Origin of the sequence: Caballeronia udeis (assembly GCF_001544555.2) — a bacterium.
Taxonomy (GTDB): domain Bacteria; phylum Pseudomonadota; class Gammaproteobacteria; order Burkholderiales; family Burkholderiaceae; genus Caballeronia; species Caballeronia udeis.
This window is the reverse complement of record NZ_FCOK02000064.1, coordinates 1-26,554: the sequence shown is the minus strand read 5'-3', so window position 1 is coordinate 26,554 and position 26,554 is coordinate 1. Positions and strand designations below refer to the sequence as shown.

Annotated in this window: 27 protein-coding genes and 1 pseudogene; 15 read left to right on the top strand and 13 right to left on the bottom strand. The window is 59.6% G+C overall.

The features are described from left to right. The first annotated feature begins 172 nt into the window (after nt 1-172). Together AWB69_RS33085 and AWB69_RS33080 are read left to right on the top strand one after the other, a co-directional pair. On the top strand, nt 173-1,924 hold the full coding sequence (locus AWB69_RS33085) for a methyl-accepting chemotaxis protein (RefSeq protein WP_062091030.1): 1,752 nt from the start codon (nt 173-175) through the stop codon (nt 1,922-1,924). Nucleotides 1,925-2,022: 98 nt separating this feature from the next. After that, the gene (locus AWB69_RS33080; RefSeq protein WP_062091029.1) at nt 2,023-2,571 is read left to right on the top strand and encodes an AAA family ATPase; all 549 of its coding nucleotides are present in this window, start codon (nt 2,023-2,025) and stop codon (nt 2,569-2,571) included. Nucleotides 2,572-2,577: 6 nt separating this feature from the next. Here the strand turns inward: AWB69_RS33080 and AWB69_RS33075 are convergent, their stop codons facing one another. Beyond that, on the bottom strand, nt 2,578-2,979 hold the full coding sequence (locus tag AWB69_RS33075; protein ID WP_062091028.1) for a hypothetical protein: 402 nt from the start codon (nt 2,977-2,979) through the stop codon (nt 2,578-2,580). 141 nt (nt 2,980-3,120) lie between these two features. Here AWB69_RS33075 and AWB69_RS33070 point away from each other — a divergent pair, with 141 nt between their 5' ends. Next, nucleotides 3,121-3,813, top strand: a complete 693-nt coding sequence (locus tag AWB69_RS33070; protein WP_062091027.1) for an HAD family hydrolase — start codon at nt 3,121-3,123, stop codon at nt 3,811-3,813. Between the two features lie 15 nt (nt 3,814-3,828). Then, nucleotides 3,829-4,374: a DUF1697 domain-containing protein gene (locus AWB69_RS33065; RefSeq protein WP_062091026.1), complete on the top strand. Its 546-nt coding sequence runs from the start codon at nt 3,829-3,831 to the stop codon at nt 4,372-4,374. A gap of 59 nt (nt 4,375-4,433) precedes the next feature. Here AWB69_RS33065 and AWB69_RS33060 read toward each other — a convergent pair whose 3' ends face one another. Beyond that, nucleotides 4,434-5,567, bottom strand: a complete 1,134-nt coding sequence (locus tag AWB69_RS33060) for an MBL fold metallo-hydrolase (RefSeq protein WP_062091025.1) — start codon at nt 5,565-5,567, stop codon at nt 4,434-4,436. A gap of 83 nt (nt 5,568-5,650) precedes the next feature. Here AWB69_RS33060 and AWB69_RS33055 point away from each other — a divergent pair, with 83 nt between their 5' ends. Both AWB69_RS33055 and AWB69_RS33050 read left to right on the top strand, forming a co-directional pair. Further along, the gene (locus AWB69_RS33055) at nt 5,651-6,268 is read left to right on the top strand and encodes a TetR/AcrR family transcriptional regulator (RefSeq protein ID WP_062091024.1); all 618 of its coding nucleotides are present in this window, start codon (nt 5,651-5,653) and stop codon (nt 6,266-6,268) included. Nucleotides 6,269-6,528: 260 nt separating this feature from the next. Continuing rightward, nucleotides 6,529-7,275: a glucose 1-dehydrogenase gene (locus AWB69_RS33050; protein WP_062091058.1), complete on the top strand. Its 747-nt coding sequence runs from the start codon at nt 6,529-6,531 to the stop codon at nt 7,273-7,275. A 91-nt stretch (nt 7,276-7,366) separates the two neighbouring features. Here the strand turns inward: AWB69_RS33050 and AWB69_RS33045 are convergent, their stop codons facing one another. Both AWB69_RS33045 and AWB69_RS33040 read right to left on the bottom strand, forming a co-directional pair. Continuing rightward, nucleotides 7,367-8,113, bottom strand: coding sequence for an SDR family oxidoreductase (locus tag AWB69_RS33045; RefSeq protein ID WP_062091023.1), 747 nt, complete (start codon nt 8,111-8,113; stop codon nt 7,367-7,369). Between the two features lie 145 nt (nt 8,114-8,258). Then, a complete protein-coding gene (locus AWB69_RS33040) occupies nt 8,259-9,242 on the bottom strand; it encodes an aldo/keto reductase (RefSeq protein WP_062091022.1) in 984 nt (327 codons plus the stop codon). A gap of 117 nt (nt 9,243-9,359) precedes the next feature. Here AWB69_RS33040 and AWB69_RS33035 point away from each other — a divergent pair, with 117 nt between their 5' ends. The 3 genes from AWB69_RS33035 (at nt 9,360) to AWB69_RS33025 (ending at nt 11,870) form a co-directional block, all read left to right on the top strand. After that, nucleotides 9,360-10,259 (top strand): LysR family transcriptional regulator, encoded by a 900-nt coding sequence (locus tag AWB69_RS33035; protein WP_062091021.1) that lies wholly within the window; start codon nt 9,360-9,362, stop codon nt 10,257-10,259. A 291-nt stretch (nt 10,260-10,550) separates the two neighbouring features. Next, the gene (locus AWB69_RS33030) at nt 10,551-10,937 is read left to right on the top strand and encodes an ester cyclase (protein WP_062091057.1); all 387 of its coding nucleotides are present in this window, start codon (nt 10,551-10,553) and stop codon (nt 10,935-10,937) included. 252 nt (nt 10,938-11,189) lie between these two features. Next, nucleotides 11,190-11,870, top strand: a complete 681-nt coding sequence (locus tag AWB69_RS33025; RefSeq protein WP_062091020.1) for an O-methyltransferase — start codon at nt 11,190-11,192, stop codon at nt 11,868-11,870. A 7-nt stretch (nt 11,871-11,877) separates the two neighbouring features. Here the strand turns inward: AWB69_RS33025 and AWB69_RS33020 are convergent, their stop codons facing one another. Then, nucleotides 11,878-12,069, bottom strand: coding sequence for a hypothetical protein (locus AWB69_RS33020; protein ID WP_062091019.1), 192 nt, complete (start codon nt 12,067-12,069; stop codon nt 11,878-11,880). Nucleotides 12,070-12,285: 216 nt separating this feature from the next. Here AWB69_RS33020 and AWB69_RS33015 point away from each other — a divergent pair, with 216 nt between their 5' ends. Then, nucleotides 12,286-14,106, top strand: coding sequence for an ABC transporter transmembrane domain-containing protein (locus AWB69_RS33015; protein WP_062091018.1), 1,821 nt, complete (start codon nt 12,286-12,288; stop codon nt 14,104-14,106). A 79-nt stretch (nt 14,107-14,185) separates the two neighbouring features. Here the strand turns inward: AWB69_RS33015 and AWB69_RS33010 are convergent, their stop codons facing one another. The 3 genes from AWB69_RS33010 to AWB69_RS33000 form a co-directional block, all read right to left on the bottom strand. Beyond that, the gene (locus AWB69_RS33010) at nt 14,186-15,085 is read right to left on the bottom strand and encodes a DapH/DapD/GlmU-related protein (protein ID WP_062091017.1); all 900 of its coding nucleotides are present in this window, start codon (nt 15,083-15,085) and stop codon (nt 14,186-14,188) included. A 168-nt stretch (nt 15,086-15,253) separates the two neighbouring features. Further along, complete coding sequence (locus AWB69_RS33005) at nt 15,254-16,156, bottom strand: DMT family transporter (RefSeq protein ID WP_082913691.1); 903 nt, start codon at nt 16,154-16,156, stop codon at nt 15,254-15,256. Between the two features lie 186 nt (nt 16,157-16,342). Next, complete coding sequence (locus AWB69_RS33000; RefSeq protein WP_062091015.1) at nt 16,343-16,660, bottom strand: hypothetical protein; 318 nt, start codon at nt 16,658-16,660, stop codon at nt 16,343-16,345. Between the two features lie 347 nt (nt 16,661-17,007). Here AWB69_RS33000 and AWB69_RS32995 point away from each other — a divergent pair, with 347 nt between their 5' ends. The 4 genes from AWB69_RS32995 to AWB69_RS32980 all read left to right on the top strand — a co-directional run bounded on the left by AWB69_RS32995 (nt 17,008) and on the right by AWB69_RS32980 (nt 21,281). Next, on the top strand, nt 17,008-18,090 hold the full coding sequence (locus AWB69_RS32995) for a sensor histidine kinase (RefSeq protein WP_062091014.1): 1,083 nt from the start codon (nt 17,008-17,010) through the stop codon (nt 18,088-18,090). Further along, complete coding sequence (locus tag AWB69_RS32990; RefSeq protein ID WP_062091013.1) at nt 18,078-18,779, top strand: LytR/AlgR family response regulator transcription factor; 702 nt, start codon at nt 18,078-18,080, stop codon at nt 18,777-18,779. The genes AWB69_RS32995 and AWB69_RS32990 overlap by 13 nt, the downstream gene beginning before the upstream one ends. Nucleotides 18,780-18,897: 118 nt before the next feature. Further along, complete coding sequence (locus AWB69_RS32985; protein WP_062091056.1) at nt 18,898-19,809, top strand: sterol desaturase family protein; 912 nt, start codon at nt 18,898-18,900, stop codon at nt 19,807-19,809. Between the two features lie 137 nt (nt 19,810-19,946). Next, the gene (locus AWB69_RS32980; RefSeq protein ID WP_062091012.1) at nt 19,947-21,281 is read left to right on the top strand and encodes a YncE family protein; all 1,335 of its coding nucleotides are present in this window, start codon (nt 19,947-19,949) and stop codon (nt 21,279-21,281) included. 111 nt (nt 21,282-21,392) lie between these two features. Here AWB69_RS32980 and AWB69_RS47250 read toward each other — a convergent pair whose 3' ends face one another. Continuing rightward, nucleotides 21,393-21,737, bottom strand: coding sequence for a hypothetical protein (locus AWB69_RS47250; protein WP_082913686.1), 345 nt, complete (start codon nt 21,735-21,737; stop codon nt 21,393-21,395). Nucleotides 21,738-21,880: 143 nt separating this feature from the next. Beyond that, nucleotides 21,881-22,456, bottom strand: a complete 576-nt coding sequence (locus AWB69_RS32975) for a TetR/AcrR family transcriptional regulator (protein ID WP_197500379.1) — start codon at nt 22,454-22,456, stop codon at nt 21,881-21,883. 157 nt (nt 22,457-22,613) lie between these two features. Between AWB69_RS32975 and AWB69_RS32970 the strand changes: the two genes are divergently transcribed. Further along, nucleotides 22,614-23,315 (top strand): glutathione S-transferase, encoded by a 702-nt coding sequence (locus AWB69_RS32970; RefSeq protein WP_197500378.1) that lies wholly within the window; start codon nt 22,614-22,616, stop codon nt 23,313-23,315. Nucleotides 23,316-23,854: 539 nt separating this feature from the next. Here AWB69_RS32970 and AWB69_RS32965 read toward each other — a convergent pair. The 3 genes and pseudogenes from AWB69_RS32965 to AWB69_RS32955 form a co-directional block, all read right to left on the bottom strand. After that, on the bottom strand, nt 23,855-24,520 hold the full coding sequence (locus AWB69_RS32965; RefSeq protein ID WP_082913685.1) for a c-type cytochrome: 666 nt from the start codon (nt 24,518-24,520) through the stop codon (nt 23,855-23,857). A 231-nt stretch (nt 24,521-24,751) separates the two neighbouring features. Further along, nucleotides 24,752-26,032 (bottom strand): DmpA family aminopeptidase, encoded by a 1,281-nt coding sequence (locus AWB69_RS32960; RefSeq protein ID WP_197500377.1) that lies wholly within the window; start codon nt 26,030-26,032, stop codon nt 24,752-24,754. An 81-nt stretch (nt 26,033-26,113) separates the two neighbouring features. Beyond that, nucleotides 26,114-26,488: pseudogene (locus tag AWB69_RS32955) on the bottom strand (SRPBCC family protein); the annotation flags it as partial. Nucleotides 26,489-26,554 lie beyond the last annotated feature (66 nt).

Genomic DNA, 26,554 nt, shown 5'->3' with positions numbered 1-26,554 from the left:
TTCCTCTGCCGAGAGAGGACTCCGCTGCCGTAAAGCAGAGACACAGGTGTATCACCCACTGTTTGCCGCAAAGAGTGCTGTCGTGTCAGATGGACCACGCATGCTGACAGGACAAAAGCGTGTGCCGGGCAACTAGGGCGTTCTCTTTTTATATAGACCGGAGCAACAACAAATGAATCTCAAACAGATGACCGTCAAGGCGAAGCTGAGCGCGGGTTTTGGAGTGCTTGCCGGGATCGTCCTGGTTGTATCAGGCCTGTCAGTGAAGGCATTGAACGACTCGAACGAGCGATTTTCCAGCTATGTCGCGGGCATCAGCGCGCGCGCTGATATGGCGGGACGCGTTCGGACCGCGGTTGACCGGCGCGCCATTGCTGCTCGCAATCTCGTGCTGGTGACTACGCCTGCGGACATCGCAACCGAGAAGGCCGCCGTTACCCAGGCCAACGACGATGTCCAGTCCCGCCTTAGGCAGCTTAATGAAATGATGGCCAACGCGACTGACCCGAGCGATAAGGCCCGCAGTCTTGTTGGCGAGATCAACCGTGTCGAAGCAGCCTATGGCCCGGTGGCGCAGGCAAGTGCCAATCTCGCTCTCGACAATAAGCGTGACGAAGCTGTCGCGAAGATGAATGACGAAGGCAGACCGCTGCTTGCGGCATTGATCAAGGCGACCAACGACTATTCGAGCTTCACCGCTAGTCGTGCGGTGCAGATTGTCGAGGAGTCCGCGCAGCACGGTGCGAGCCAGCGCAATCTGCTGATCGCAATCTGCCTGGCCGCGGTCGCGGCGGCCGCGTTGGCGGGTGTGCTCATCACTCGCGGTTTGACGCGTGCCTTGGGTGCTGAGCCTGCCACCTTGGGTGAGGTCACCGAACGTATCGCCAGTGGAGATCTGAGTCCCGTGCCGGGCGCGCAGCACGCGCCGGCCGGTAGCGTGCTCGCTTCCATGGGCGAAATGCAAGGCAGCCTCGTCAAGCTGATCGGTCAGGTTCGGAGTGCGGCTGAGAGCATCGCCAGCGGGTCCAGTCAGATCGCTGCGGGCAACGTGGACTTGTCCTCGCGCACGGAAGAACAAGCGGCATCGCTCGAAGAAACGGCATCCAGCATGGAAGAATTGACGTCCACGGTGAAGCAGAACGCCGAGAGCGCGCAGCAAGCGAGTTCACTCTCCGCCGACGCATCCGAAGTGGCGCAAAAGGGCAATGCGGTGGTGAGCCGGGTCGTCGACACGATGAGCGAAATCAGCCAAAGCTCCACGAAGATCGCGGACATCACCGGGATCATCGAAGGGATTGCCTTCCAGACCAACATCCTCGCGCTGAACGCGGCGGTCGAAGCCGCCCGCGCAGGTGAGCAGGGGCGTGGCTTCGCGGTTGTTGCCAGCGAAGTGCGCAGCCTCGCGCAACGTTCGTCGAGTGCGGCGAAGGAGATCAAGGATTTGATCGCCACGTCGGTGCAAAAGGTTCAGGATGGTTCGGCGCTGGCCGCAGACGCGGGCAGGACCATGTCGGACGTCACGCAGGCCATCTCACGCGTGACTGACATCATGGGCGAGATAGCCGCTGCGTCCGGGGAGCAGAGCCGGGGAATCGAGCAGGTCAATCAGGCAATCACGCAGATGGACGAAGTGACGCAACAAAACGCTGCGTTGGTGGAAGAAGCAGCGGCGGCCTCTCAATCGCTGGAAGAGCAGGGACGGCGTTTAACGGAGTCCGTGGCCTTTTTCCGTCTTGGTGCGGCGACCCCCGGACACGCAGCCGATCGAGCAACGGTGGCACCCCGCCGCCCGGCGCCCGCGAAACGCCATACGGCGCCGGCCACCAAGACAGCGGCTCCGGTCGCCAAACGGCCCGCCGCGCGAGCCGTACTCGCCCCCGCAGGTGTCACGGCGTCCACCAGCGCGGCGTGGGAAGCGTTTTAACTCATCGTTCACGCCCAGCGAGATCAACACCGGCACTGGAGGTCGCCATGGGAATCCGCGACAATCAAACACTATCCGCTACATAGGGAGCGTTGGAAATGTTGATTGCCTTCGGAGGACTACCGGGTACCGGCAAGACGACCGTATCTCAAGCGCTCGTACGCAGGCTCGCCGCGGTTTATGTACGTATCGATACGTTGGAACAGGCACTCATGGGGTCCGGAGAAGGCCGGACGGATATTGGCCCCTTGGGCTATCTGGCCGGATATGCCGTTGCGAACGATAATTTACGCCTCGGCTTGACCGTGGTTGCAGACTCGGTCAATCCGTTGGATGTTACGCGCAGCGCCTGGAGAAATGTGGCGCACAAGGCCGGGGTGCGGATCTTCGAAATTGAGCTGATCTGCTCTGACACAACGACGCACCGTCTGAGGGTGGAGGGGCGAACGGCCGATATTCCTGGCCACAAGCTGCCAACATGGAAAGGCGTATGTGAACGTCAATACGATCCATGGGATTCAGAGCATCTTGTAGTCGACACGGCTAACGTTTCGGTTGAGCATGCCGTCGAAACAATAATTCATCGCCTGTCTATATCGCCTCTGGATACTCGAACGCCCTGGCGTACGGAACATCCCGCTTCCTGAGGGCATTCATTCCTCGCATTTCACATCCTTCCTTGGCACCACGATGATCACCGGGTAGGTCCCCCGATCGAGTTCCACGCGCGCAACCACGGCCATTGTTTCGCTGTCGACGTCGTCGTACACGCTGACTTTTTCATTCCGCAGGTCTGTGATGCCGGTACAGGCAGACGCGGTGCCCTCGTCGGAGATTCGGCATTGGATCGGGTTGTCTCTAAGGTAGCGATATTTGTCCCTGTCGGGGGTCGCAAGGTATTCATGAACGCTCTGCGCCGATCCACCGACACCCGTGACATGCCCAATGGCGCACTGCTCCTTGGGTGTGTCACTGCTCGCGGGGGTTTGGGCTTTTGCAGCCGTGCTCGCGACCAGGACGACCGCCGCGAGTGTTGATGCAAGAAGGTATCTCATGGTGCAAATCACGCTTGTCGGATCGAAGTGTCGGATTGTAATGGCATCTTGCCCCGGGAGTCAGGATCGGCCGCATAAACCCCTTCGCTGCCTCGTGCGGTATCCTTGCCTGCTTCTAAAACCGCTTCCTCTATCCGTCAGATGGCTAACCTTTCTTTCGACGCCGTACTCTTTGACTGCGACGGCGTACTCGTAGACTCGGAACTCATCACCAACCGTGTACTGACCTCCATGCTGGGTGAACTGGGCTGGAGCATCACTGTTGAGGAGACAATGCAAATCTTCGTCGGCAAGGCCGTGAAAGATGAGGCGCCGCTCATCGAATCCCGCACCGGCGTGGCTATCACTTCCGAATGGCTCATGCAATTTCGGGCGCGGCGCAATGAGGTGCTCGATCGTGAGCTCGTAGCCATTCCTGGCGCGTTGTTGGCGGTACAAGCGGTACACGACCAGTTCAATGGTCGCATTGCAGTCGCGTCAGGTGCCGACCGGCATAAGGTCGAGATGCAACTGTCGAAGGTAGGCATGTTCGACCACTTCGAAGGTCGAATCTTCAGCGGCCATGAAATGGCACGCAGCAAGCCATACCCGGACGTGTACCTGGCCGCGGCCAAGGCGTTAAATGTTGACCCGGCGCGCTGCGCGATCGTGGAAGACACTGTCACAGGTGTGACCGCCGGCGTTGCTGCGGGTGCTACGGTTTTCGGGTACAGCCCGAGCGAGTACGGCCACAGCGAGCCGGACGCACTTAGCCAAGCGGGCGCTGTTCAGGTCTTTCACAACATGGCCGAATTGCCCGCCTTGCTCCTGGAATGGAATAATCACGCCCGCTGAGAAGCGAGGACCACAATGAAGAAGCACGCCGCCTTCTTTCGCAACTTGAATCTCGGACGGCCGAATTGTCCTACCAAGGTCCAGTTCGAAGAGGCGTTCGTTGCCGCGGGCGCAGTGTCAGCGTCTTCGTTCCTGACAAATGGAACGATGGTCTTCACAACACGCTCCGTCACTCAATCGCAAAGGGTGTTCAATGGCGCTTGCGAGATACTTCGTAAAACGTGTGGTTTCAAAGAGCCGGGATTCATTCGTACTATTGATTATCTGACTCAGATCGTCACTCTCGACCCATTTGCAGGCATGGAGTCCAGCGGTGTCTACGCGTGCTGCGCGTCCTTCCTTGATACAACGCATGGCTTGTCCGCTGCGCAGCTTCCCCTGGAATCGAAACGACGCGACGTAAAGGTGTTGCAACTGACCGATTCCGAGGCATTTAGCGTCAGCATCAAAGTCGGTAATACACCAGGAAGTCCCAACGCATTTCTCGAAAAACTCCTGGGCCTTCCCGTCACGACACGCAGTTGGAATACCGTCGTTCGTCTGGTGCAAAAGCATGCCTGAGCGTTTGCAGCGCGCTCCTGGGAGACCGGAATGACGACGAGCGATTGCCAAGCCAATAATTAGCTTTGCGAATTAGCTTGGCTCGCATTGCGGCAGGAGAAGCGGCTCCGCAGCGTCCTGGGCTCTTGCACGGTCTCGGCGACCTCACGCCACCATCGCTCACCGCGGTGCGGCGCAGCCAGATCCAGCCGCTCACCCATGCGCGGCGTGGCGAGCGGAATGCCGCGCGCGGCGGCGAGCCCTATTACGCGCTCGAATGGTTCCTGCCAGCGATGCATCGCCAGATCGAACGTGCCGTTGTGAATGGGCATCAGCCAGTTTCCGCGCAGATCGACGTGTGCCTGGACGGTTTCATCGGGCTGCATGTGGACGTACGGCCATTGGGCGTCGTAGGCGCCCGTTTCGACCAGCGTTATATCGAATGGACCGAGTCGCTCGCCAATGGTCCTGAATCCGTCGAAGTAGCCCGTGTCGCCGCTGAAGAACACGCGCAGATCGCCGTCGACGATGACCCACGACGCCCACAGGGTGCTGTTGCCGTCGAAAAGGCTGCGGCCGGAGAAATGCTGGCCCGGCGTTGCCGTGAACGACAGACCGTCGATCTCTACCCCCTGCCACCAGTCGAACTGGCGTACCTTCGCGGCGTCGATTCCCCACTCGATCAGCCGGTCGCCCACACCCAGCGGCGTCAGAAACACGCTCGTGGTAGCGGCGAGCGCCAGCACCGTCTCGCGGTCCAGGTGGTCGTAGTGGTCGTGGGACAGAATCACGCCGCGCAACGGCGGCAAGTCGGCGAGCGCAATGGGCGGCGCATGAAAACGTTTTGGGCCGAACCGCCGGAACGGCGACGCACGTTCGGCAAAGACCGGGTCGGTCAGCCAGAACTGACCGCGCAACTTGAGCAGCATGGTCGAATGCCCGAGCCGATACAGGCTGCGGTCAGGCGCCGCCTCAAGCTGTTCACGCGTCACCGCATCGACAGGCAGGGTGCTTGCAGGCGCCGTCCCGTCCGGTTTCTTGAACAGCAAATTCCACATGATGCCGAGGGTCTTGCCGATTCCTTCGACGGGACGAGGTTTGACATTACGAAAACGCTCGCCGTCATGCTGAGTCGACGTGTCGAATGATTCACGCCCGCGGCGCGCTGCTGTCAGCCCCAAGGCGCGGCGGATAGAACCGGTAAACGATGTCATGTAAGACGTCCCGATACGAAAAGTAGACTGTGCAGTGTAGTTTATCGTAGAAAAAAGTAAACTGCCTGGTGTAAAATTTAACCATGAACGCCAGTGACAATCCGCTACGCCTGACCGATCGCAAGCGCGCCGCCGTGATTGCTGCGGCTATTGAGGAATTTCTTGCTGCGGGCTTCGACGCAACCAGCATGGACCGCATCGCGGCCCGCGCGAGCGTCTCGAAGCGGACGGTCTATAACCATTTCCCAAGCAAGGAAGCGCTGTTCGCTGCAATCCTGCGGCAGTTGTGGGACGCGAGCGACACGGGAGAGGCGCCCGCTTATTCCAACGCCCAGCCGCTGCGCGCGCAGTTGCTTCAATTGCTGTTGAAAAAACTGCGGCTTTTAAATGACGAGGCATTCCTGTCGCTCGCGCGCGTGGCGATTGCGGCGGGTATTCACTCGCCGGAGCGCGCGCGCGACATGGTGGCACGCATGGGTGAGCGCGAAGAAGACCTGACCGTGTGGATACGCGCAGCCGCTGCCGATGGCCGGCTCAAGACGCCGGACCCCGTGTTCGCCTCGCTGCAGTTGCAGGGCCTCGTGAAAGCATTTGCGTTCTGGCCGCAGGTCACAATGGGGCAGTGCACCTTAAACAAAGATGAACAAAAGCAGGTAGCGGAATCCGCAGCCGATATGTTCCTGGCGCGCTATGCGTCATGATTGGTGCACGACGAGCGTGACCCCTTGTGGTCCTTGTCGTCTGTGATCTTCAAGCCGAAAATCGCCAGCCTTCGGCGATCATCGTCGATGTCCTGTACAGCGGCTGTCCTTCGATTATTCGTCAAATCCCATCAGTCAATTCGTTTTGCGCCGCTTTATCGCGGCTGAAGAGATGTCTAGATTGGCACCACCCCAGGTTGATTGGCTCCGGAAACAGCCAGTCAATGTCCACGGTACTCACTCTCTTCAAGGAAACGATCATGAGCAAGCTCACCGGTAAGGTGGCCGTCGTCACGGGCGCGTCCAAGGGTATTGGCGCCGCTATTGCCAAGGCGCTCGCAGCAGAGGGCGCGTCGGTGGTTGTCAACTATGCAAGCAGCAAAGCCGGCGCCGAAGCCGTTGTCGCAGCGATTACCGCGGCCGACGGCCACGCAGTTGCGGTTGGCGGCGATGTTTCGAAGGCAGCAGATGCGCAAGGTATTGTCAAAGCGGCCATCGACACGTTTGGGCGCGTCGACATTCTTGTCAACAACTCGGGAATCTACGAGTTCTCGGCTATTGAAGAGATCACCGAAGAGCACTTCCATAAACAGTTCAACACCAACGTGTTGGGCGTGCTGCTCACCACGCAGGCCGCTGTTCGTCATTTCGGCGAGGGCGCGAGCATCATCAATGTCAGTTCGGTTGTCACCCGCATTACACCTCCGGCAAGCGCCGTCTATAGCGGCACGAAAGGCGCGGTCGATGCAATCACCGGCGTGCTCGCACGCGAACTCGGGCCGAAGAAAATTCGTGTGAACTCGGTCAATCCCGGCGTGGTGGTGACTGAGGGTACCCAAAGCGCGGGGATAATCGGGTCCGACCTCGATGCGTGGGCGCTCGCCCAGACGCCGCTGGGCCGGCTGGGTCAACCGGATGACATCGCGTCGGTCGTAGTGTTCCTTGCGTCAGACGACTCGCGCTGGATGACGGGCGAACACCTTGTCGCGAGTGGCGGCATGCGCTGATCTGGAAGTGATCCTGCCCGGCGCGGACCCACCAGGGTCTCGTCGGGCGCTTCTGATGTCATGGCCCGCTGGATTCCGTGATCCGCGCCGATTAAAGCTCCTGATGGGTGGGGCGGAACAGGATCTCGTTCACATCGACTTCCGGCGGCTGGCTGATCGCGAATGCGACCGCCCGTGCAAATGATTCAGCCGGAATCGCATTTTCTTCGTAGAACTTATTGACATAGCCGGCCACATCCGGCTCGGTGATGCTGTTCGGCAATTCCGTGTCCACGGCACCCGGCGAGATCACTGTCGTGCGGATATCGTAGGCCTTGACCTCCTGACGCAATCCTTCGGACAGCATCAGCACCGCGCTTTTAGTGGCTGCATAAACCGCGCTGCCGGGCCGGACCTTATGACCGGCCACGGACGAGACATTGATGATCTGGCCGCTTTTCTGTTCCTTCATGTACGGTAGTGCCGCACCAATGCCGTACAGCACTCCCTTGATGTTCACATCGATCATGCGGTTCCAGTCGTCGACCTTGAGACGTTCGAGCGGTGAGTGCGGCATCAACCCCGCATTGTTGATCATGACGTCCACGCGCCCGAAGGCCTGCACGGCGGTATCGACCAGTTTCCTGACGTCGTCGAAGCGGGTTACATCGGTTGCAACGGCGATTGCTTTTGCCCCGCTACGGGTCAACTCATCGGCAAGCGCCTGAATGCGATCCATGCGCCTCGCGCCCAGCACGACGTGTGCGCCCTGTGCGCTCAGATGCCGGGCGGTCGCTTCCCCCAGTCCGCTGCTCGCGCCGGTGATCACGACGACTTTTCCTTCAATGTTGTAGCTCATGGTCTGACTCCTTCATTTGGCGCGTGATGCGACCCTTGATCAAAGCCGCGTGGTTTTACTGACCTGCCGCTTCCACGCCGTCAGGCGTGACTGCGGCAACGGGCACGTGAAGCCGGGCGCCGTGCGGATTGCAGCGACGGTTGGTTTAGCGATCGACGCGCTTTTGAAGCGCCGCCGGGTAGCGATCGCCCACCACGGTGATCTGCTGCAGCGCCGCTTCAATCGCAGACAAATCATTAGCCGATAGTTCGACCGCAGCCGCGCCGACGTTCTCTTCCAGACGATGCAGTTTGGTCGTACCGGGAATGGGCACGATCCACGGTTTTTGCGCGAGAAGCCACGCAATGGCGATCTGCGCCCGCGTCGCGCCACGGCCATCGGCAATCCGGCCAAGCACCTCGACCAGACCCGCGTTCGCCTTGCGGTTTTCCTCGGAGAAACGCGGCACGATGTTACGGAAGTCGGTCTTGTCGAAGGAGGTCTTCTCGTCGATGGCGCCGGTCAGGAAACCCTTGCCGAGCGGGCTGAACGGCACGAAGCCAATGCCCAGTTCCTCGAGCGTCGGCAGCACGGAGGTTTCCGGCTCACGCCACCATAGCGAATACTCGCTCTGTAACGCCGCCACCGGCTGCACGGCATGGGCGCGACGGATCGATTGCGCGCCCGCTTCGGACATGCCGAAGTGCTTGACCTTTCCTTCCTGGATCAGATCCCTGACCGTGCCGGCCACCTCTTCAACCGGTACATCCGGATCGACACGATGCTGATAGAACAGGTCGATGCGATCGGTCTTCAGACGCTTCAACGAGGCTTCGGCCACGGCGCGGATGCGTTCGGGGCGGCTGTCGAGGGGCTGCTTCGAGTCGCCGTCCTGGAAGCCGAACTTGGTGGCGATAACCACCTGGTCACGAAACGGCGCCAGTGCCTCTCCGACCAGATCTTCGTTGATGAACGGGCCGTAGCATTCGGCAGTGTCGAAGAACGTGACACCACGCTCGAAGGCCGCCCGAATCAGTTTGATGCCATCGGACTTTTCAGTGGCTGGGCCATAACCGAAGCTCAGACCCATGCATCCCAGGCCGATTGCCGACACTTCAAGACCGCTGTTTCCAAGTTTGCGTTTTTGCATGATGTTTCTCCTTTCAGAATGCCGCGAACCGCTATTCGACAGTCATCAAGCTTAGGCTGTTGTGTTGCGCTCAACAATCCGGCTAGACTTGCACGGGGTGTTGAGGAGAATTCATCTATGTTGCGTGCCGGTCTATCCGAACTCACGGCTTTTGTTGCGATTGCCGGCCAGCGCAGTTTCCGTGCGGCGGCGCGCACGCTGGGCGTTTCGCCGTCGGCGCTCAGTCATTCCATGCGCGGTCTGGAAGAGCGCCTTGGCGTGCGCTTGTTCAATCGCACGACGCGGTCAGTCGCTTTGACCGAGGCCGGCGAGCAACTCCTGCAGCGAGTTGGACCGGCCATGGCCGAGCTCGCGGATGCGGTGAACGAGGTGGTCTCAACACGCGACCGGCCTTCGGGATCGATCCGGATCAGCGCGTCCGAGAACGGGGCGAAATACATCGTCCGCCATGTGCTTCCCGACTTTCTTGCCTCCTATCCCGGCATCCACGTGGAGTTCGTCGTGGACACGCGGCTTGTCGATATCGTGGCCGATGGTTTCGATGCCGGCATACGTGTGCTCCAGGACGTACCGCGCGATATGGTCGCCATCCGGTTCAGCCCCGACATGCGCTTTGCCGCAGTGGCGTCGCCGGACTATCTCTCGCGTCATGAGCCGCCCAAGGCACCGGACGATCTGGCGCAGCACCGTTGCATCCGTTTCCGGTTCGAGAGCGGCGCGCTCTACCGCTGGGATCTTGAACATCGCGGCAAAACCGCCAGCATCGATGTCGACGGGCCAATGACGCTTGGCAATATCAATGTGATGGTTGAGGCGGCGCTCGCGGGCATTGGCATTGCCTGGGTCCCGGACTACCAGGTGGCAGACCATCTGGCATCAGGCCGGCTGGTCCAGCTTCTTCCCGAATGGAGTCCCGCCTTTCCCGGCCTGTGCCTTTACTACCCGGCCAACCGGCACCCGCCGACCGCGCTGAGATTGTTCGCACAAGCCGTGCGTGACTGGGTGAATAGCCAATAGCCATACCCGGATTGAGCTCGAGTCATTGCCGCCGATCTTTTTTCGAGCGCTGGTTTTAAGCGGCTCGTCGTCCTTCGATCGGTATCCGGACCGCTTTGCCTATAGCGTTAAATTTACGGGCTGCGTCAGCGCCTGACTAGACGGTAGAGCCGGCAAAGCCCTATGAGCTGGATTCATGAATGGCCCGCGAGAATCCCAATGACTTGCCCGCGTTCGTCGCCGTGGCGCGGCGATTCGATTTCCACGATGTTATTCTTGGCTGTGGAATTTCAACTCGTCAGGGAAATTGCCGTGAATAAAACCGACCTGTCCAATGTCTACCGTGGCTATATTGCGTGCCTGAACAAGCAGGACTGGGTGAATCTCGGACAGTTCGTTCATGACGACGTACATTACAACGGTCAGCGGATCGGGTTGTCAGGTTATCGCGAGATGCTGGTGAGAGACTTTCATGAAATTCCGGATCTTTATTTCCACATTCAGTTGTTGGTTGCCGATTCGTCTTATGTGGCCAGCCGGTTGGACTTCAACTGCACGCCAAAGGGAACGTTCCTTGGCCTTGCTGTAAACGGCAAGAAAGTTTCCTTCGCAGAGAATGTGTTCTATCAATTCCGCGGCGACAAGATTGAGCAGGTATGGTCCGTTATAGATAAAGCGGCTATTGAAGCTCAGCTTTAGTGCCATTAGTTACCTGTATCTCTGTGTTGCCCCTGTCTCTTCTTCAGGCGCTTAGCCCGCCTGAACTGATTGCGCTGACGCCTGCGTTTTCGGCACCCCGAATGGCCACCGGTCAATTAATTCTCGTTTGTCCACAATATTTCCGCGCTTGAAACGTCTTTGATTGCAGGGATCCGGACCAGTTGTTCGATCCTGCATCGCCCCGATTTCTGGACATGACACGCCTTTTCAATTTCACTGGAAGATCTCCCGATGGATACCAAAACGATTGAAAATATTCTTCGTGAAGCCCGGACCTCAAACGGCCGGAGTCCTCTTAAAGACGCAAAAATCAATGCGGTGATCGATCGGGTGTGGGCTTCGCAACGCTATCCAGACGACGGCGGTCCGCGTGCCAATCCGAGTTGCGATCCGGCCGATTATGCTGATTACGGCTTTTCGATATTTCCCGCTCAAGGCGATGTGATCTATCTGCTGTGCCGCGCTATTCGTGCGACCCGGGTCGTGGAGTTCGCAACTTCCGTCGGATTCTCGACGCTCTATTTCGCGGCAGCGATGCGCGACAACGGCGGCGGCACGGTGATTGGCTCCGAGCTCGTTCCGTCAAAGGTAGCGACTGCAAGACAAAATGCCGCCGACGCCGGATTGGCCGGTTATGTGGACATTCGCGAGGGCGATGGTCGCCAGACCCTCAGGGATCTTGGCGGCCCGGTTGATTTCGCGCTTATCGATGGATGGCCGCTGGAGTCGGAACCGTCGCTGGCCAGGCAGGTCATCGAGATCGTGGCGCCACAGATCCGGACCGGTGGTTTTTTGATGAACGATAACGGTGAGCCGGACTACATCGAATTCATTCGGAATCCTGCAAACGGCTTTCTGTCCATCAATTTACCCATCAAGGGTGGTACGGAACTCTCGGTCAAAATAGCCTGAGCAGGCTCTAGCGACGGCCGCTGCGGCCCCACACGTAGCGTACCCAACGTTGCCACTTGCTCTGCGGCGGAGCGCTGGTCTTACGCGTTGCCTGCTCTTCGCGGTCGCGCTGGACGCTTTTCTGAACCTGTTCGTGGATCTGGCGCAACGTCAATCCGCCGGGACCCTTCAGTTTGTCGGGATCGGATTTGTCTGTCATGGGATTGGTTTATTCCTGATGAATCGACTTGATCTTGATACATACGGGCAGTTGCGGCAAGCACGCGGAAGTTGTTTCCCGGCCGTCACGTTGCGCGAGGGTAAGCAGCGAACACAAAGGTACTTATATCAGCGCCGGGCTTTTACGCGGAATGCCTTCTGATCCGCTGCACTGGCACAATCAAGGCGATCTTCGATCCACCTGGAATACTCATTCATGTCAGACGCCGCACCCGCTTCGCCGCCTTCGCGGGCTATCGGCCCGCTATTTGCGCTATTTCCCTTTCTCCGGCCTTATGCAGGGCGCTGGGCACTCGCGTTCCTGGCGCTGGTGACCTCGGCAGGAGCCACGCTGGCGTTGCCGGTGGCGTTCAAATACCTGATCGATCGTGGTTTCGCTGCGGGCGACCGGGCGCACATCGATCGCTATTTTCTCGCGCTATTCGTTGTTTCGCTGGTATTGGCCGGCGCCACGGCGGCGCGCTTTTATCTGGTGTCGTGGCTGGGCGAGCGAGTCACGGCCGACTTGCGGCGTGCGGTCTACGACCATGTGCTCGCGATGAGTCCGCAGTTCTTCGAGACCACGCAGACCGGAGAGGTGCTGTCACGCCTCACCGCCGACACCACGTTGATCCAGACGGTGGTGGGCACCAGCCTGTCGTTGGGGTTGCGCAACTTCTTCCTGCTGACCGGCGGCGTGACGATGCTCGCGGTCACCAGCCCCGTGCTGTCGGCTTACATCATCGCAACGCTGGTCGTGGTGGTTGCGCCTATCGTAATCTTTGGTCGGCGCGTGCGGCGGCTCTCGCGCGCCAGTCAGGACAAGGTAGCGAACACGAGCGCGGTGGCGGGCGAGGTGCTCAATGCCATGCCGACCGTGCAGTCGTACACGCAGGAGCCTTTTGAGGCGCGGCGGTTCGGCGGCGCGGTTGAGCTGGCCTTCGAGACAGCGCTCAAGCGGATCCGGGCGCGTGCCTGGTTGACCGCCGTGGTGATCGTGCTGGTGTTCACCGCCATTGTGTTTGTGCTCTGGCTCGGGGCGCAGGCGGTGCTGGCCGGGCGCATGACCGCCGGCCAGTTGTCCCAGTTCATCCTCTACGCGGTGTTCACGGCCGGCGCCGTGGGGGCTGTCGCCGAGGTGTGGGGAGATCTGCAGCGGGCCGCCGGCGCCACCGAGCGCCTGCTGCAACTGCTGTCGGCACGCTCGCCCGTGGTGGAAGCCGAGACGACCGTGTCGCTGCCGACGCGCGGGGAGGGCATCCGCTTCGACAACGTCAGTTTCTCGTATCCGTCCCGCCCTGGCACTGCGGCGCTCTCCGGTCTCTCACTCAACGTCCGCTCGGGTGAGCACGTGGCGTTGGTTGGACCGTCCGGCGCGGGCAAAACCACGTTGTTCCAATTGCTGCTGCGTTTTTACGACCCGCAGAGCGGCAGCATCCTGATCAACGGCGTCTCGACACGGCAAGTGCCGCTCGTCGAATTGCGCAGGGAGATCGGGGTAGTGCTGCAGGAATCGGTGATTTTTTCGGGCAGCGTACTCGACAATATCCGCTACGGCGCGCCCGACGCCACACTCGCGCAAGTGCAGCAAGCTGCCGATATGGCGGCTGCGGCCGGCTTTATCGAAGAGCTGCCGCAAGGCTACGACACGTTTCTGGGCGAGCGCGGCGTGCGGCTGTCTGGCGGACAGCGCCAGCGCATTGCGATTGCCCGGGCGATCCTGAAGAATCCGCCCATCCTGCTGCTGGACGAGGCCACCAGCGCGCTCGATGCGGCAAGCGAACGGCTGGTGCAAAAGGCGCTGGACAATGCCGCGCAGAACCGCACGACGCTAGTCATCGCGCACCGTCTGGCGACCGTGCAGCAAGCGGACCGTATTGTCGTGCTGGAACACGGCCGCATTGTCGCGCAGGGCCGTCACACTGAGCTGCTGCTGAGCTCGCCGCTGTATGCGCAGTTGGCTGCCTTGCAGTTCGGCGAGCCAATGGGGCAGACGGGGCAGAGCGGGGCCGTGCGAGATTCCGTCGGCTCTGCGTGAAGACGCGATTCGCAAGCGTCCGCAAGGCTCTGGCTCGCGGCGCGTTGAGCGCCGTGGCTGAAGAGTTCAAACGTTTTGGTCAGTCGTTGCTATGCAAGCTCGTATTCAGCCCGCCCCATCGGGAGGAATCGGTCGGCAGAACCTCGACTGCACCGGTCTGGCTGTTTCGACGAAACAGCAGGCCGGATTTCCCCGACAACTCTCTTGCTGAAACGACCTTACCGTCGGGCATCTTCACCTTCGTACCGGCCGTGACGTAAAGACCGGCTTCGACAATACATTCGTCTCCAAGTGAAATACCGATGCCGGCGTTCGCTCCAAGCAAACTGCGCTCGCCGATGGAGTTCTTGGTCTTGCCGCCGCCCGACAGCGTTCCCATGATGGACGAGCCGGCGCCTACGTCGGAGTTCTTGCCAACGGTCACACCCGGCGTCACGCGGCCCTCGACCATCGACTCTCCAAGCGTACCCGCGTTGAAGTTCACGAAACCCTCATGCATGACGGTCGTACCCGCTGCCAGGTGGGCGCCGAGTCTCACACGGTCCGCGTCGGCAACCCGAACGCCTTCGGGCACGATGTAGTCTGTCATTCGCGGAAATTTATCGACCGACGACACCGTGAGATGGTGGTATTCGGACGCCACCCGGTCCCGCAGATCATCGACATTGCCGGGAAACACGGGGCCTGCCGATGTCCACGCAACATTGGGCAACAGGCCAAAAATGCCATCGAGATTGATTTCGTTGGGTTTGACGGTTCTGTCGGAAAGCAGGTGCAGGCGCAAGTAAGCGTCCTCCGTCGAAACGGGTGGGGATTCGAGCGATTCGATCACTACGTCGACGAGATCCCCCGAAATCAGGCCAACCTTTTCGGCGAGGCAACTGCGCTTTTTCCCGGCGCCGGAAGCCGGAAACCAGACGTCGATAGTTTTGCCCGTAGCACTATCACGGTACCTGTGGCCGGTTCGCTGGATAGCCATCGAAGATTCCTCTTTTGTCATGCGGCGGTTAATGTAAATACGCCGGTTGTGGAAGCGATAGCTTGCAACGGGCGGCTCGGAGGATCATAGCGGAACGAACATCCGGCGCCGACGGGCGACACATTGCGCATGTCTGCTTTGGTCTGTCTCCGCAATTTCCAGAGGGCTTCAAACTGCCTGTTTGGTCTCGCGAGCGGCGCGTTGCCGTCCGATCTGCAGCATCGCGATACTGACAAGTATCAGGACGACGGCTGCCACCTCCACTATGCCAACCTTCTCGCCGGCGGCCCAACCGATCAGCAGAGCCACCGTGGGGGTAATGTAAGTGGCGCCCGAGGCCGCAACCGCACCGAGCTCCTGGAGCAAGAAGTAGTAGATCAAAAAGGCCGTGCCGGTTCCCAGAATGCCAAGTCCGATCACCACACCCATGGCTGCGCGCCAATCCTGAAGTATCTGCCCCATACCGGTGAAGTTTGTCAGCAAAAGAAGTATGAGCAGGGCCAAGCCGACCTGCCAGGTGGCGAGCGCGAGGGGCGGCAAGTTGGCCGGCGCCAGAAAACGACGGACGTAAACGTATGACAGCCCAAGAATGATTGAGCCGCCCAGCATCCAGCAAACACCCGCAAGGTTGATAGGAATGGCTGACCCTTCCCAGGGACGCGCTATCAGGGCGATACCGGCAAAACCCAGAACGACCCCAGCCGCCATCAACCCGTTGAGTTTCTCGGTTCGCAGGAGCACGAGCGAGAAGATGGCGGTGAATAGAGCGATCGACCCGCCCAGAACGCCCGCGATACCCGAGGGGAGCAACGCCGTTCCCTTTACGATGGCAAAGTAGTAGAAGGCCGTAGCCACAGCGCCCATGACGAGGAAATGCGGCAGATGACGGGCTTGGCTACGCTTGATCACGCGTTTATGCCAAGCTGCAAATGCCAATGGCAGGAAGCCGAAAAATACTCGCAAAAGGACTATTTGCGCAGGGCTGATAAAGGCGGCAGCCCATTTCATATAGATAAAATTCGATCCCCAGATAAGGCCGAGCAACACAAAGGCAGGATACATAAGTTTCATCAGGCCTGTCCTGGGGAAAGGAGCAGCTATTTGGCACCTGCGCACCAATGGCATGCGGGATTTCATTCCGGCTTATCGAAAGCGCCTGCTTTGAGATATTTCCGGCAATGCACTAGCCAATCGCTTTCGTCGCCAATTTCTGTATGCCTTCGTCAGGGCAACTTCGTAATCCGCGCTGCGCGCGCCCTACCGCTTGGGCCCTTTCATAATTTCCGACTCCATCGCGGCATGCCACTCCTCGTTCGCCTCGAGGGGATCCATTTCCTCTTCAACGGAACCCATTGCGCGCTCGGCGGCCGCTTTCGTCTCGTCTGCCGAGGTGTCGAATTCGTCGTTTTCTTCAGTTGGCGGCTGCAGCATGTCCTTAAGCATCGCGCTTAGCTCCGGCGTGTCCCAAGGCAGGCCGCGCTGCGTCTGCAACTTGATGTAATGCCTCACTTCCGCGTCCTGCTCCGGGGTGAGGGGCAATCCCCGAAAGGTGGTATCAGGGTCAAGGTCTGTCATGGCTTTCTCCTGCGTGCGGCTTGCCCCTTAGTGTAGCGCCGTTGCGGATCAGTGATGCCGTGAAAGGGGATTTGTCTGACTTAGGCGATCTACGGAGTTGGCGAAAACCTTTGCACTTTCGGATTCAACTTGTTCTGTCCGGAGCCAACTGGACTTCAGGAATACTTTTCATAAGCTGATCGTCGATGAAAGGCCGGAGTCCATTCTGGACCGGGACGAGTTTTTACAGCTACCATAATCAGCGCTCACCGGAGTTGGGTGAGAAGGGGGCCGCTTTCAGGCAAGGTCGAAATGTGGGGCGTGGATGCGAAACCAGCGCAGGGGACGAGCGCGAATGAGCCGGGAAAATGAACACTAGCTCCCTCTTCGGTGAATCCCAACCGCCAATCCCGTGGCGGCGCCTGGTGTGGCCGTGGGCGGCGTTCTGGCTGCTGATGCTGGCTATTGGCATCCAGGAAAGCCTGTGGACAGGCAAACTGCAGTTCTGGCGGCCGCTAGTCAACAGCGGCTCCTCAGCGCTTGCTGCGACGGTGCTGATTGCGGTGCAGATAAGGCGCGCGGACCGGTTCAAAAGTCTTCTCAACCAGCCGCTGAAATGGTTTCTTCGCTCCCTGGCGTCGATGCCGCTGCTAATGGTCCCTTACGTCACTGCAATGTATGCGTTGCGATTCGGCATCTACGCACTGGCAGGCGCCAGGTACCCGCATGGACCGTGGGTCGAAGTGATGGTCTACGAAGCGACGAACTTCGTCGTGTTCTATGCGTTGTTCAGCGGTATCCTTTTCGGCCTTCGTTTCTACGGGGCGTGGGCCGACGCGCGGTTGACGGCCGAAAAGCAGGCTAACCTGGCGCGCCAGGCGCAACTCGCACAGCTGACACAGCAACTGCAACCGCACTTTCTGTTCAACGCGCTGAACACCGTTTCATCGCTGATCCACCGGGACCCCGACGCGGCCGATATCCTGCTCACCCGTCTGGCGACCTTGTTGCGCGCGGCGACCGACGCGAGCCAGCGTCCGGAACAGTCACTGGCCGATGAACTGATGCTGCTTCACGCCTATGCCGACATCATGGTCCAGCGGTTCGCCGATCGCGTCCGGATTTCATGGGAAGTCGATGCCACGGCACAGGGTTGCCAGGTCCCCACGCTCGGACTTCAACCGCTGCTGGAGAACTGCTTCCGTCATGTTGTCGAACGACGCAGCGCGTTGACGCACATCGCAATACGTATAACGCATAGCGTGAGCCGGCTGCAGATCGAGATTGAGGACGATGGTGATTTGCAGCAGCTTCCTGAAAATCGTGGTGTGGGTCTTGGCAACTTCGAGCGCCGTCTGCAATCGTTGTACGGCACCCAGGCAAGTCTCGACTTGCGATTGCGACCTGGCGGTGGCCTGATCGTTGGGATGAGCCTGCCATGCGCGCACTGATTGTCGACGACGAGGAACTCGCTCGCAGCAAGCTGCTGCGTATGCTTCGGGTGTTTCCCGATGTCGAGGTGGCGGGCGCCGCCGACGGTGCGGGGGCGCTGATGCTGGCTGCGCAGTTGCGGCCGGACGTGATCTTCCTCGACGTACAGATGCCGGAGGTCGACGGTTTCGACGTGGCGGCGTCCTTGCCGGACGACGGTCCAGCGCTGGTATTCGTGACCGCGTTCGACCAGTATGCGTTGCGGGCATTCGACGCCCAGGCAGTCGACTACCTGTTGAAACCTGTCGAGCCGGAGCGCCTCGCGCGCACCGTGCAGCGGTTGCGCGAGCCGGTCCGCGGTGCAGTGCGCCCGAGCGTTGGCATGCCCGCGCAACTGATGGTCGCCGATCGCGGGCAAACGCATGTCGTGCGCTGCGCGGATATCGAATGGCTGGAGGCCGCCGATAACTACGTCAATATCCATCTGCCCGGACGCAGCCTGCTGATACGACGCACGCTTGCTGCCTTGCTCAATGACCTCGACCCCGCATTTGTCCGCACGCACCGCGGCGCCGCGGTGGCGCTGGCCGCCGTGCTTGCTGTGCGGCCACGAGGGAAGGGCGATGCCACAGTCGTGCTGCGCAGTGGCGTCGAGGTGCCCTGCAGCCGGCAGCATCGGGAAACGCTGATGCAACGCCTTCAGCAATAGCGCAGACCGTCCAACCCGCCCAATCCGCCCCACGGCGGACCCGGTTCGTCCCAGTCCGGTTGCGGCTCAAGGGGCGTCAAACTACGCTGACCGGCATCACCCTATGGATGATCCGGCCATGGCTATGTTGCTCACCCTACTCAAGTACGCAAATATCGGCATCCTCGTTGCCTCATTGGTCGAGGCACTGGTGCTTGCTGTCCGGCACGGCTGGCGAGGCTACGACTGGAAGGCAGCCAGTGTGTCAGTGGCCGACTTTCTCGTTCGTGAGTATCCGTTGCGCTGGTTGTTGCCACTGGCGTTCTATAGCCATTTTATGGACTGGTTCTGGCAGCACCGGCTCTGGACGTTGCCGATGAACCATTGGAGCGGATGGCTGGCTTGTTTCGTTGGTCAGGAGTTCTGCTATTACTGGTTCCACCGTGCGGCTCATCGGACGCGCTGGTTCTGGTGCACCCACGCCGTCCATCATTCACCCAATCAACTCAACCTTTCCGCTGCGTACCGTTTTGGCTGGACCGGCCGTCTTACCGGTTCGACGCTGTTCTTCGTGCTCGCGCCGCTATTTGGCATGCCACCAAAGATTGTGCTGATGCTGCTGACGCTCAATTTGCTCTATCAGTTCTGGTTACATGTCACCTGGATTCCACGCCTCGGGCCGCTTGAATGGATCTTCAACACGCCTTCTGCACATCGCGTGCATCACGCGTCCAACCTCGAATACCTTGATGGAAACTATGGTGGTGTGCTGATCGTGTTCGATCGGCTATTCGGTACCTACATTGCAGAAAAGCGCGGCGTGCGATGTCGCTTCGGTCTGGTCAAGCCGATGACGACCTATAACTTGTTGACTATCGAGTTCGATCACTGGCGCGCGTTGTGGCGCGACCTCTTGACCGCGCGTTCCATACGCGAGGTATATGGCTACGTAGCCAAGCCACCTGGCTGGCGGCCAAATGACAAAGGGGAAACTACCGAAGATCTAAGGCGTCGTGCAGATCCACGGCTCTTCGGCGCGGGGCAGCAATAGGGTATGAGTGATGACGACTCTAGCACCCGATTTCTTCCGGTACATTGCCACATCCCGACCTAGAATCAGATGACGGATCGCCGTTTTATTTTGCATGAGGGACTGAACGAACTGCATCTCTTCGTCGGAGAAAAGCCATGGAACACGCGCATGTGTTTGTACCGGTCAATTTGCAGTCGCATCCCAAGCGATGTGCGGTCTATGTGTTCGACGCGGAAACGGGACACCATCGGCCGGAACTGACAATAGAAATTCCCGAGCTCGGGGGTACCTTTCCTGCGGTGGACATGAAGGTCACCGCGCTTGCGGCCGGACCCGGCGGCGCCTCGGTCTCGCTAGTGGCGTGGTCATCGCTGCCCGGAGGCGAGGCTTGTTTTCCTTATGTCATCGATATGCAGGAGCACCACCCGAAAGCGGCGACCCTCGGAAGTTTCCCGCTTGAATCCGGCGGCTCCCCGCCGGAGGTGAGCGGGGGTATGGCGGTGGGACCCGATGCCGGGCAGACCTTTCTGGCGTTCGACAATCTCTATACGATAAACAGGTTTGATTTCGCGGGCGGAACGGGTGTTGGCAACGGTCCGTATGGGGTCGCGGTCTCCCCGGACGGCACCCGGGTCTATGTCACAAACGCAACGGACGGCACGGTTTCGGTACTGAACCCGACAGTCTCGCCCACTGGATCCCCGGCGCTTGTCGGCCTGGTGCCGGTCGGTCACAACCCGCAGGGTGTGGCAGTCACGCCGGACAGCGCGCACGCGTACGTAGCGAATGGTGCCGACGGCACCGTTTCCGTTATTGACGCAAGCTCGCTCGCGACGAGCACGTTTGCCGTCGCTGCGAACCCGCAAGGCATCGCGGTCGCACCGGATGGCAAACATGTGTATGTGGCCCACGGCGCACCGGCCAATACGCTGCGCGCGATTGATCCCGCCAACCCGGGCACGGGCCAGGTATCGATCCCCGCCTTCGACGGTACCTGTGCTGTCGCGGTGACGCCGGATAGCCGATACGTCTGGGTACTATGTGCGCCGACCAGCGCGTCGACGCCGGCGCGTCTGGTGCAGATTGCCACTGAGGGTCCGCATAAAAATACGGTGATCAAGACGATCGACCTGAGCGTTCTGGCGCCCCTTGTCGTGCCTCAATTCGTTGGGGTGTTCGTAAGTGCACCAATCAATCGGGAAGAGATCGGAGTGCTCACGGATATCGAGGTGCAGTCGCCGGTAGTGAGAGGGAACTCGACGACAGCGCGAGTTTTTATTGAGCATGCGCTATCCCGGCCAACGTACGTTTGGCCGGGTTTTACCGGGGCGTTCCCGGACGCGGTCGTGGCGTCACGGATCACGATTCCCGCCGGCGCCAAACATGCAGACTTCGATGTGTCCGTTTCATCCTTGCAGCCGCCAGGGGAGATTCGGGTCGCCGCGGTCGCCGTGTTCATGAAGAGTAAGGGCTTGCTCGTGGAGACCTGAGCGGCGTGGTGCGGGCAGGGGGCAGCAATCTGCAAGCAGCTCACCATGCGCTTTTCCAATATAGAGAGGGCTCGCTCCCGGATCGGGAGCGAGCCCTCAAATTGCGCTGTGCTATCGGCACAGGGCAGGCCGCAGCGACCTTAGATGCGACTCCATTCGGCAGCTGGCGGTGTTCGGCAAATAACTGACAGTGCGGCGTTTGCGCTTGTCCGTTAGCGGAGTTTCTTCGCGAAGCCGCAGGTCCATTGAGAGTTGTTGTTTACGCCTTCCTAATCGACCGCAACTGGCGCGGCGCCGGCAGCGCTTGCGTTCTCGCAGCGCAGCCATGCGCACGACCGCCGCGAAGCGCAACAATGCATCGATCGAACCGGACACGCTTGTGTATTCCTGACATCCGATCCGTCCGTCCAGGAGAACGGCCAACCCCGACTCACGGGCCAATTCAAGTACGTTCATTTTTAGGCCTCCGCTCTCGTCCCTGATCGACACCCTTGATGCGTTAGGCATATAAGCCGTAGCAGTTTACATGCCTGATTTTGTCATCCTGATAGCGATGTCGCGCGGCAGAATCGTAATGAACGGCATGGAAGATTGCACCGCTATGCCGGTAGGAGACCCGCCGCGCGATAGCTCTCGATCAAGGCGTCATAGAGCGAGATATCCGAGCGGCTCCTCGCCATGAGCTGAGCGCCGCCGACGGCGGCGAAGATGGCGCGAGCCCGCGGTTCGCTCTCTTTGGAACTGACTACGGCAGCAGCGGACAGAACCTTGGCCAGCCACTCAACATTTACATCAGCAAAGATCTGGACCTCTTTCTGCACCGCTTCCGGCAGGTCATCATATTCGGCGGCCATGAAACTGCAGAGGCACATGCGATTATCGTTCTCGAGCGCCTTGCGAAATGTATCGGGATATTCGCGCAGGCAGAGGAGCGGATCCTGGGATTCGGCCAGCAGCGCGTCCAGAGACGCCGCCGAGTCTTCCCAATAACGCCTCGCTACCGCTGCGCCGAGATCGGCCTTGCTTGCAAAGTGGTGAAAGATGCTCGGAGCCCTGATGCCGACATCTTCCGCGAGATCACGAAAATTCAACCCGCTGTAGCCATGGGCCTGCGCGATCCTTTTGGCGGCCGCCAGGATTTTCTCCCGGGAGTTCGAGCTCACTTCATTCTTCACTGATCCCGCCCTCGCAAATGAAAAACGGTATTGACGCAACCGATTATAACTCCTATATTGCAACCTACCAAACGTTCGGTAGGATCGTAGATAATGAGTTCCGGCGTCATCTTTTCCGTTGCAATCACGCTGTAACCAAACCATAGAGAGGCAATCAATGAGTTCCGGCATCATCAATTTCGACGTAACCAAACTGGCCATGATGAAGATTTACGATTGGCACACCGGCCCCTATCCGGCGCGTGTCCGCATAGCTTTGGCCGAGAAGAACCTGCAATCGCGGGTCCAGTTTGTCTCGGTGGATCTTTGGAAAGGCGAGCACAAGACGGCTGGGTTCCTCGCCAAGAATTACTCAGGCACGCTGCCGGTGCTCAAACTCGACGACGGGACCTTTATTGCCGAGTGCACGGCCATTACCGAATACCTTGACGCGCTTGACGGCGTTCCCACACTGACCGGTAAAACACCGCGCGAAAAGGGCTTGATTCACATGATGAGCAAGCGCGCCGAGTTGGAGTTGCTCGACGCCATCAGTGTTTATTTTCACCACGCCACACCGGGGCTTGGACCCGACGTCGAGATTTATCAGAACGCCGAGTGGGGCTTCCGTCAGCGCGACAAAGCCCTAAGGGGTATGCATTACTTCAATGCCATTCTGGAAAGACAGCCGTTCGTCGCCGGTGAGGTTTTCTCGATGGCCGACATCACGGTCATAGGCGGTTTGATCTTTGCAGGGCTGGTGAATCTGCCGGCGCCTGCGGAGTGCGAAGCGCTTCAAGCTTGGTACGCAAGGATGCAGGAGCGTCCCAGCGTGAAGAACCGTGTGACGATGTCAGAACCGACCGAAGCGTGTGTTTGAAAACCGTTGTCCCGCACGCAAGCTCGCTCCACCAGATAGCGATCCGGTGGAACTCTCGCCTTACCCTTGTTCAACTCTGATACTCGGCGGATGCAAAGAACTTCGAAGCACGGGCGTCCTCACCTAAGCAACGCGCGCATTGGGCAACGCAAATAGGACTGGGGAAGCTGCTATGCCCGGTTCACCTGATGCTATTCAGGTTGCGGCGAACTTTGACGAAGCCGAGCGTGTCTCTGCCGTCCTATCCGGGCGGGCAACTCATCGCCTTAACATGCAAGTTCTGGCAAGGATACGATTCCGGTAGCTGCAGACTCTGCGCTACACTCAAATTTGAGGCATCACCACTCACGGCGCAGCCGCTAAGCATTACTAACAGACCTGATATCACGACGACGTTACTCCACACAAGAAATCGCATATGTACTGGACTCAAAGGGCATGGGTTGCGGTACGGGGATATCCGTCGCAAACGCTGTCAGGCGTTGAGTCGCAACGTCAATCGACGCAATGTTGACGCGCAGATCGCGCTTTGCCGGTCGTCAGGGTTGGATTACCGAAAGGTAAGCTGCAGCCGCCTCGATCTGCGCGTCGTTCAGCGTGGCCGCGACGGCTGTCATCGAGCCCGGTGCCGGCGTTTTCCCCTTCGCGCGTGCCTGAAATTCGTGTAGCCGGGCAACGACAAACGCCACCGGTTCGCCTGCGATGCCCGGAAATCGCGCGCCATTACCTTTGCCACCGGCCGCGTGGCAGCTGAAACAGGCGGGAATGCCTGATCCAGCACCCATCTGGGCGAGCCGCTGTCCGGCAACCACCAGGCTCTGCTGCGGCGGCGGAGCTTCGGCAAGCGGCGGGTCCTGCCTCGAAAAGAAGATCGAGAGCTCGCGTATCTCGCTGTCGGAAAGATTGTGTGCGACCCCCTGCATGACAGCGCTTGCGCGCGTGCCCGCCTTGAACATTGACAGTGCGTGCGCGAGATAATCTGGATCTTTGCCGGCAAGCCGCGGTCCACCCGTTGCGGTGCCGGCGCCCAATGCGCCGTGACACGCGACACAGGATGCGATGGACGGCGCTTTCGCCTCCCCGGCGGTATCCTGCGCATTCACTGCGGATTGTGCAGGACAGGTGCTTGCGAAACTGAGAAGCGCCGCAACCGAAAGCGGGCGCAAGGCGTCGCGCAGCATGTTGATGGAACGTGAACTCATCATCGTGATCTTCCCGATATCCTCTGGACAAGCATCTGGTGAACGACGCTATGAGGCGATTCTGCGGGGATGATTCTGACCAGTGAGCGTCAAGCGAATTACGAATTTGTTATCTAAGACAATTACTGATCTGCTCGCAGCAGGCTCGCACGTTCGGTTGCGAGTCTGCTTCGGAGCTTGGGTCAAGTGAGAGTTGAAGCTGCCGTTCGCGCGAATTGCTCGTCTATTCCGCCACTAAGTCTTGCTGACATTTAAACCATGACGGTCAATGATGTTTTTTACCGCAGCCGGTGAAATCGCATCCAGACGATGTCCCTGGAATCCTGTAGTGGAAACGGCCTTGAGCATCGCGTTATAGACGGCTTCTTCAGTGGCTTCGGAGACCGCCTGGAAAAGAGGCGACATCGCGTCGTTTGGCAGGTCTTCGACTGTCCCCACCGCCGTACGCTGCTCGCGTGTTCGACGCACTGACTGGGCCGTCGAGAACGCGATTGCATAGTCGCCGGAACCATTTGCCATTGACGAGCCGGTACGGGCAATCCCGAGAAATGTCCGGCGTGCCATACGGCTGAGGTTGCGATCCGAGAGGGGTGCATTGGTAGCGACCACAATCACGACTGAACCATCTCCGCCGTGATCGTCAACCGCGTTTTTCAGGTAGTAGCGTCCCAGTTCCTTCCCGACCGGCGCGCCGTTGATTGACAGGATGCCGCCGTAGTTGGTCTGCACAAGCACGCCGACCGCATACCCGCCAAGGCTGCGTGGCAGCAGGCGCGAACTGGTGCCAATACCCCCTTTCCAGCCGAATGCCTGTGTGCCGGTTCCGGCTCCAACGCATCCTTCGGGCACCGGGCCACTGGTTGCTGCCGCGATGGCCTGGAGCACGTGCTGCTTCGTAACATGCCGGCCACGGATGTCGTTCAGAAAGCCGTCGTTTGTTTCACCGATCACGGCATTGACGGACACAACTTGCTCGTTACCCGGTTGCCCAAGGGTCCATTCGACTGCACCGGCGATACCTTCCGCCACCGAAAGGGTGTTCGTGAGGACGATGGGCGTTTCGATTTCACCTAGTTCCTCGACCTGCGTCGATCCGGCGAATTTGCCGAAGCCATTGCCGAGCGCAAAGCCCGCGGGGACCTTGTCCTGAAACAGGTTGCCCGCGTGCGGCACGATTGCAGTGACGCCGGTCCTGGTCGCGTCACCCTCGCTCAACGTAACGTGGCCCACCATGATGCCGGGCACATCCGTTATTGCGTTCAGCGGCCCCGGGGAAAGAATGCCGGGTTGGATGCCAATGTCACGGGCGCGCACGCGGTCGGCGAGTGGGAGGTTCACGGGAGTATCCATGGCGGTTGGAAAACGCTTGTCATTGTTCGGGAGGGTGTCAGTTGCGCTTGCGGCAAGCCCATATGCCGGCGCGATCATGAGCAGGCCTGCCAGAAAACGTCGGCGCCCTGGCGCCGACGCAGCTATGTCGTCTTCATCGCCTGTAATCGCTGGCCTTTCAGACATACCCCTTTCCGTGAATGTGCCTCAACGAACCTTTAACGTTGCTCCATCAAAAATCCGTCGCAACATCGTTTGCCGGCGTAGTCAGTCGGGGATATCGAGTTCGACCAGCTTCGCCAGTTGAACCAGCGACTCCTGCCAGCCGAGGTAGCACATCTCCACGGGAATGACCTCGGGCACGCCTTCCTGCACGATGGTGAGCTCGGTTCCGCAGGACACCTGCCGTAATGAAATGGTGGTGTGCATCTGGCCGGGAAGGTTCGCGTTGTCGAATTGGTCCGAGTAGCGGATCTTCTCGAACGGCACCAGTTCGAGGTACTCACCACCGAACGAATGGCTGTTGCCGGTGCTGAAGTTACGGAAGGACATCTTGTGGGTGCCGCCAACGCGGGCATCCAGGTGGTGTACCTGACAGGTGAACCCGTAGGGAGGAAGCCACTTCGCTAGTCCGTACTTTTCCCCATCAATTAGCCGAAACCTCCGCTAGCATTGGGTTTCGGCTATTTTTAGGGTTTAGGTGTAGCC

What these genes read in the sequence shown, in the direction of transcription:
- AWB69_RS33085 (WP_062091030.1), top strand. Translation starts at nt 173, where the DNA reads ATGAATCTCAAACAGATGACCGTCAAGGCGAAGCTGAGCGCGGGTTTT.
- AWB69_RS33080 (WP_062091029.1), top strand. Translation starts at nt 2,023, where the DNA reads ATGTTGATTGCCTTCGGAGGACTACCGGGTACCGGCAAGACGACCGTA.
- AWB69_RS33075 (WP_062091028.1), bottom strand. Translation starts at nt 2,979, where the DNA reads ATGAGATACCTTCTTGCATCAACACTCGCGGCGGTCGTCCTGGTCGCG.
- AWB69_RS33070 (WP_062091027.1), top strand. Translation starts at nt 3,121, where the DNA reads ATGGCTAACCTTTCTTTCGACGCCGTACTCTTTGACTGCGACGGCGTA.
- AWB69_RS33065 (WP_062091026.1), top strand. Translation starts at nt 3,829, where the DNA reads ATGAAGAAGCACGCCGCCTTCTTTCGCAACTTGAATCTCGGACGGCCG.
- AWB69_RS33060 (WP_062091025.1), bottom strand. Translation starts at nt 5,567, where the DNA reads ATGACATCGTTTACCGGTTCTATCCGCCGCGCCTTGGGGCTGACAGCA.
- AWB69_RS33055 (WP_062091024.1), top strand. Translation starts at nt 5,651, where the DNA reads ATGAACGCCAGTGACAATCCGCTACGCCTGACCGATCGCAAGCGCGCC.
- AWB69_RS33050 (WP_062091058.1), top strand. Translation starts at nt 6,529, where the DNA reads ATGAGCAAGCTCACCGGTAAGGTGGCCGTCGTCACGGGCGCGTCCAAG.
- AWB69_RS33045 (WP_062091023.1), bottom strand. Translation starts at nt 8,113, where the DNA reads ATGAGCTACAACATTGAAGGAAAAGTCGTCGTGATCACCGGCGCGAGC.
- AWB69_RS33040 (WP_062091022.1), bottom strand. Translation starts at nt 9,242, where the DNA reads ATGCAAAAACGCAAACTTGGAAACAGCGGTCTTGAAGTGTCGGCAATC.
- AWB69_RS33035 (WP_062091021.1), top strand. Translation starts at nt 9,360, where the DNA reads ATGTTGCGTGCCGGTCTATCCGAACTCACGGCTTTTGTTGCGATTGCC.
- AWB69_RS33025 (WP_062091020.1), top strand. Translation starts at nt 11,190, where the DNA reads ATGGATACCAAAACGATTGAAAATATTCTTCGTGAAGCCCGGACCTCA.
- AWB69_RS33020 (WP_062091019.1), bottom strand. Translation starts at nt 12,069, where the DNA reads ATGACAGACAAATCCGATCCCGACAAACTGAAGGGTCCCGGCGGATTG.
- AWB69_RS33015 (WP_062091018.1), top strand. Translation starts at nt 12,286, where the DNA reads ATGTCAGACGCCGCACCCGCTTCGCCGCCTTCGCGGGCTATCGGCCCG.
- AWB69_RS33010 (WP_062091017.1), bottom strand. Translation starts at nt 15,085, where the DNA reads ATGGCTATCCAGCGAACCGGCCACAGGTACCGTGATAGTGCTACGGGC.
- AWB69_RS33005 (WP_082913691.1), bottom strand. Translation starts at nt 16,156, where the DNA reads ATGAAACTTATGTATCCTGCCTTTGTGTTGCTCGGCCTTATCTGGGGA.
- AWB69_RS33000 (WP_062091015.1), bottom strand. Translation starts at nt 16,660, where the DNA reads ATGACAGACCTTGACCCTGATACCACCTTTCGGGGATTGCCCCTCACC.
- AWB69_RS32995 (WP_062091014.1), top strand. Translation starts at nt 17,008, where the DNA reads ATGAACACTAGCTCCCTCTTCGGTGAATCCCAACCGCCAATCCCGTGG.
- AWB69_RS32990 (WP_062091013.1), top strand. Translation starts at nt 18,078, where the DNA reads ATGCGCGCACTGATTGTCGACGACGAGGAACTCGCTCGCAGCAAGCTG.
- AWB69_RS32985 (WP_062091056.1), top strand. Translation starts at nt 18,898, where the DNA reads ATGGCTATGTTGCTCACCCTACTCAAGTACGCAAATATCGGCATCCTC.
- AWB69_RS32980 (WP_062091012.1), top strand. Translation starts at nt 19,947, where the DNA reads ATGGAACACGCGCATGTGTTTGTACCGGTCAATTTGCAGTCGCATCCC.
- AWB69_RS47250 (WP_082913686.1), bottom strand. Translation starts at nt 21,737, where the DNA reads ATGAACGTACTTGAATTGGCCCGTGAGTCGGGGTTGGCCGTTCTCCTG.
- AWB69_RS32970 (WP_197500378.1), top strand. Translation starts at nt 22,614, where the DNA reads ATGAGTTCCGGCATCATCAATTTCGACGTAACCAAACTGGCCATGATG.
- AWB69_RS32965 (WP_082913685.1), bottom strand. Translation starts at nt 24,520, where the DNA reads ATGATGAGTTCACGTTCCATCAACATGCTGCGCGACGCCTTGCGCCCG.
- AWB69_RS32960 (WP_197500377.1), bottom strand. Translation starts at nt 26,032, where the DNA reads ATGTCTGAAAGGCCAGCGATTACAGGCGATGAAGACGACATAGCTGCG.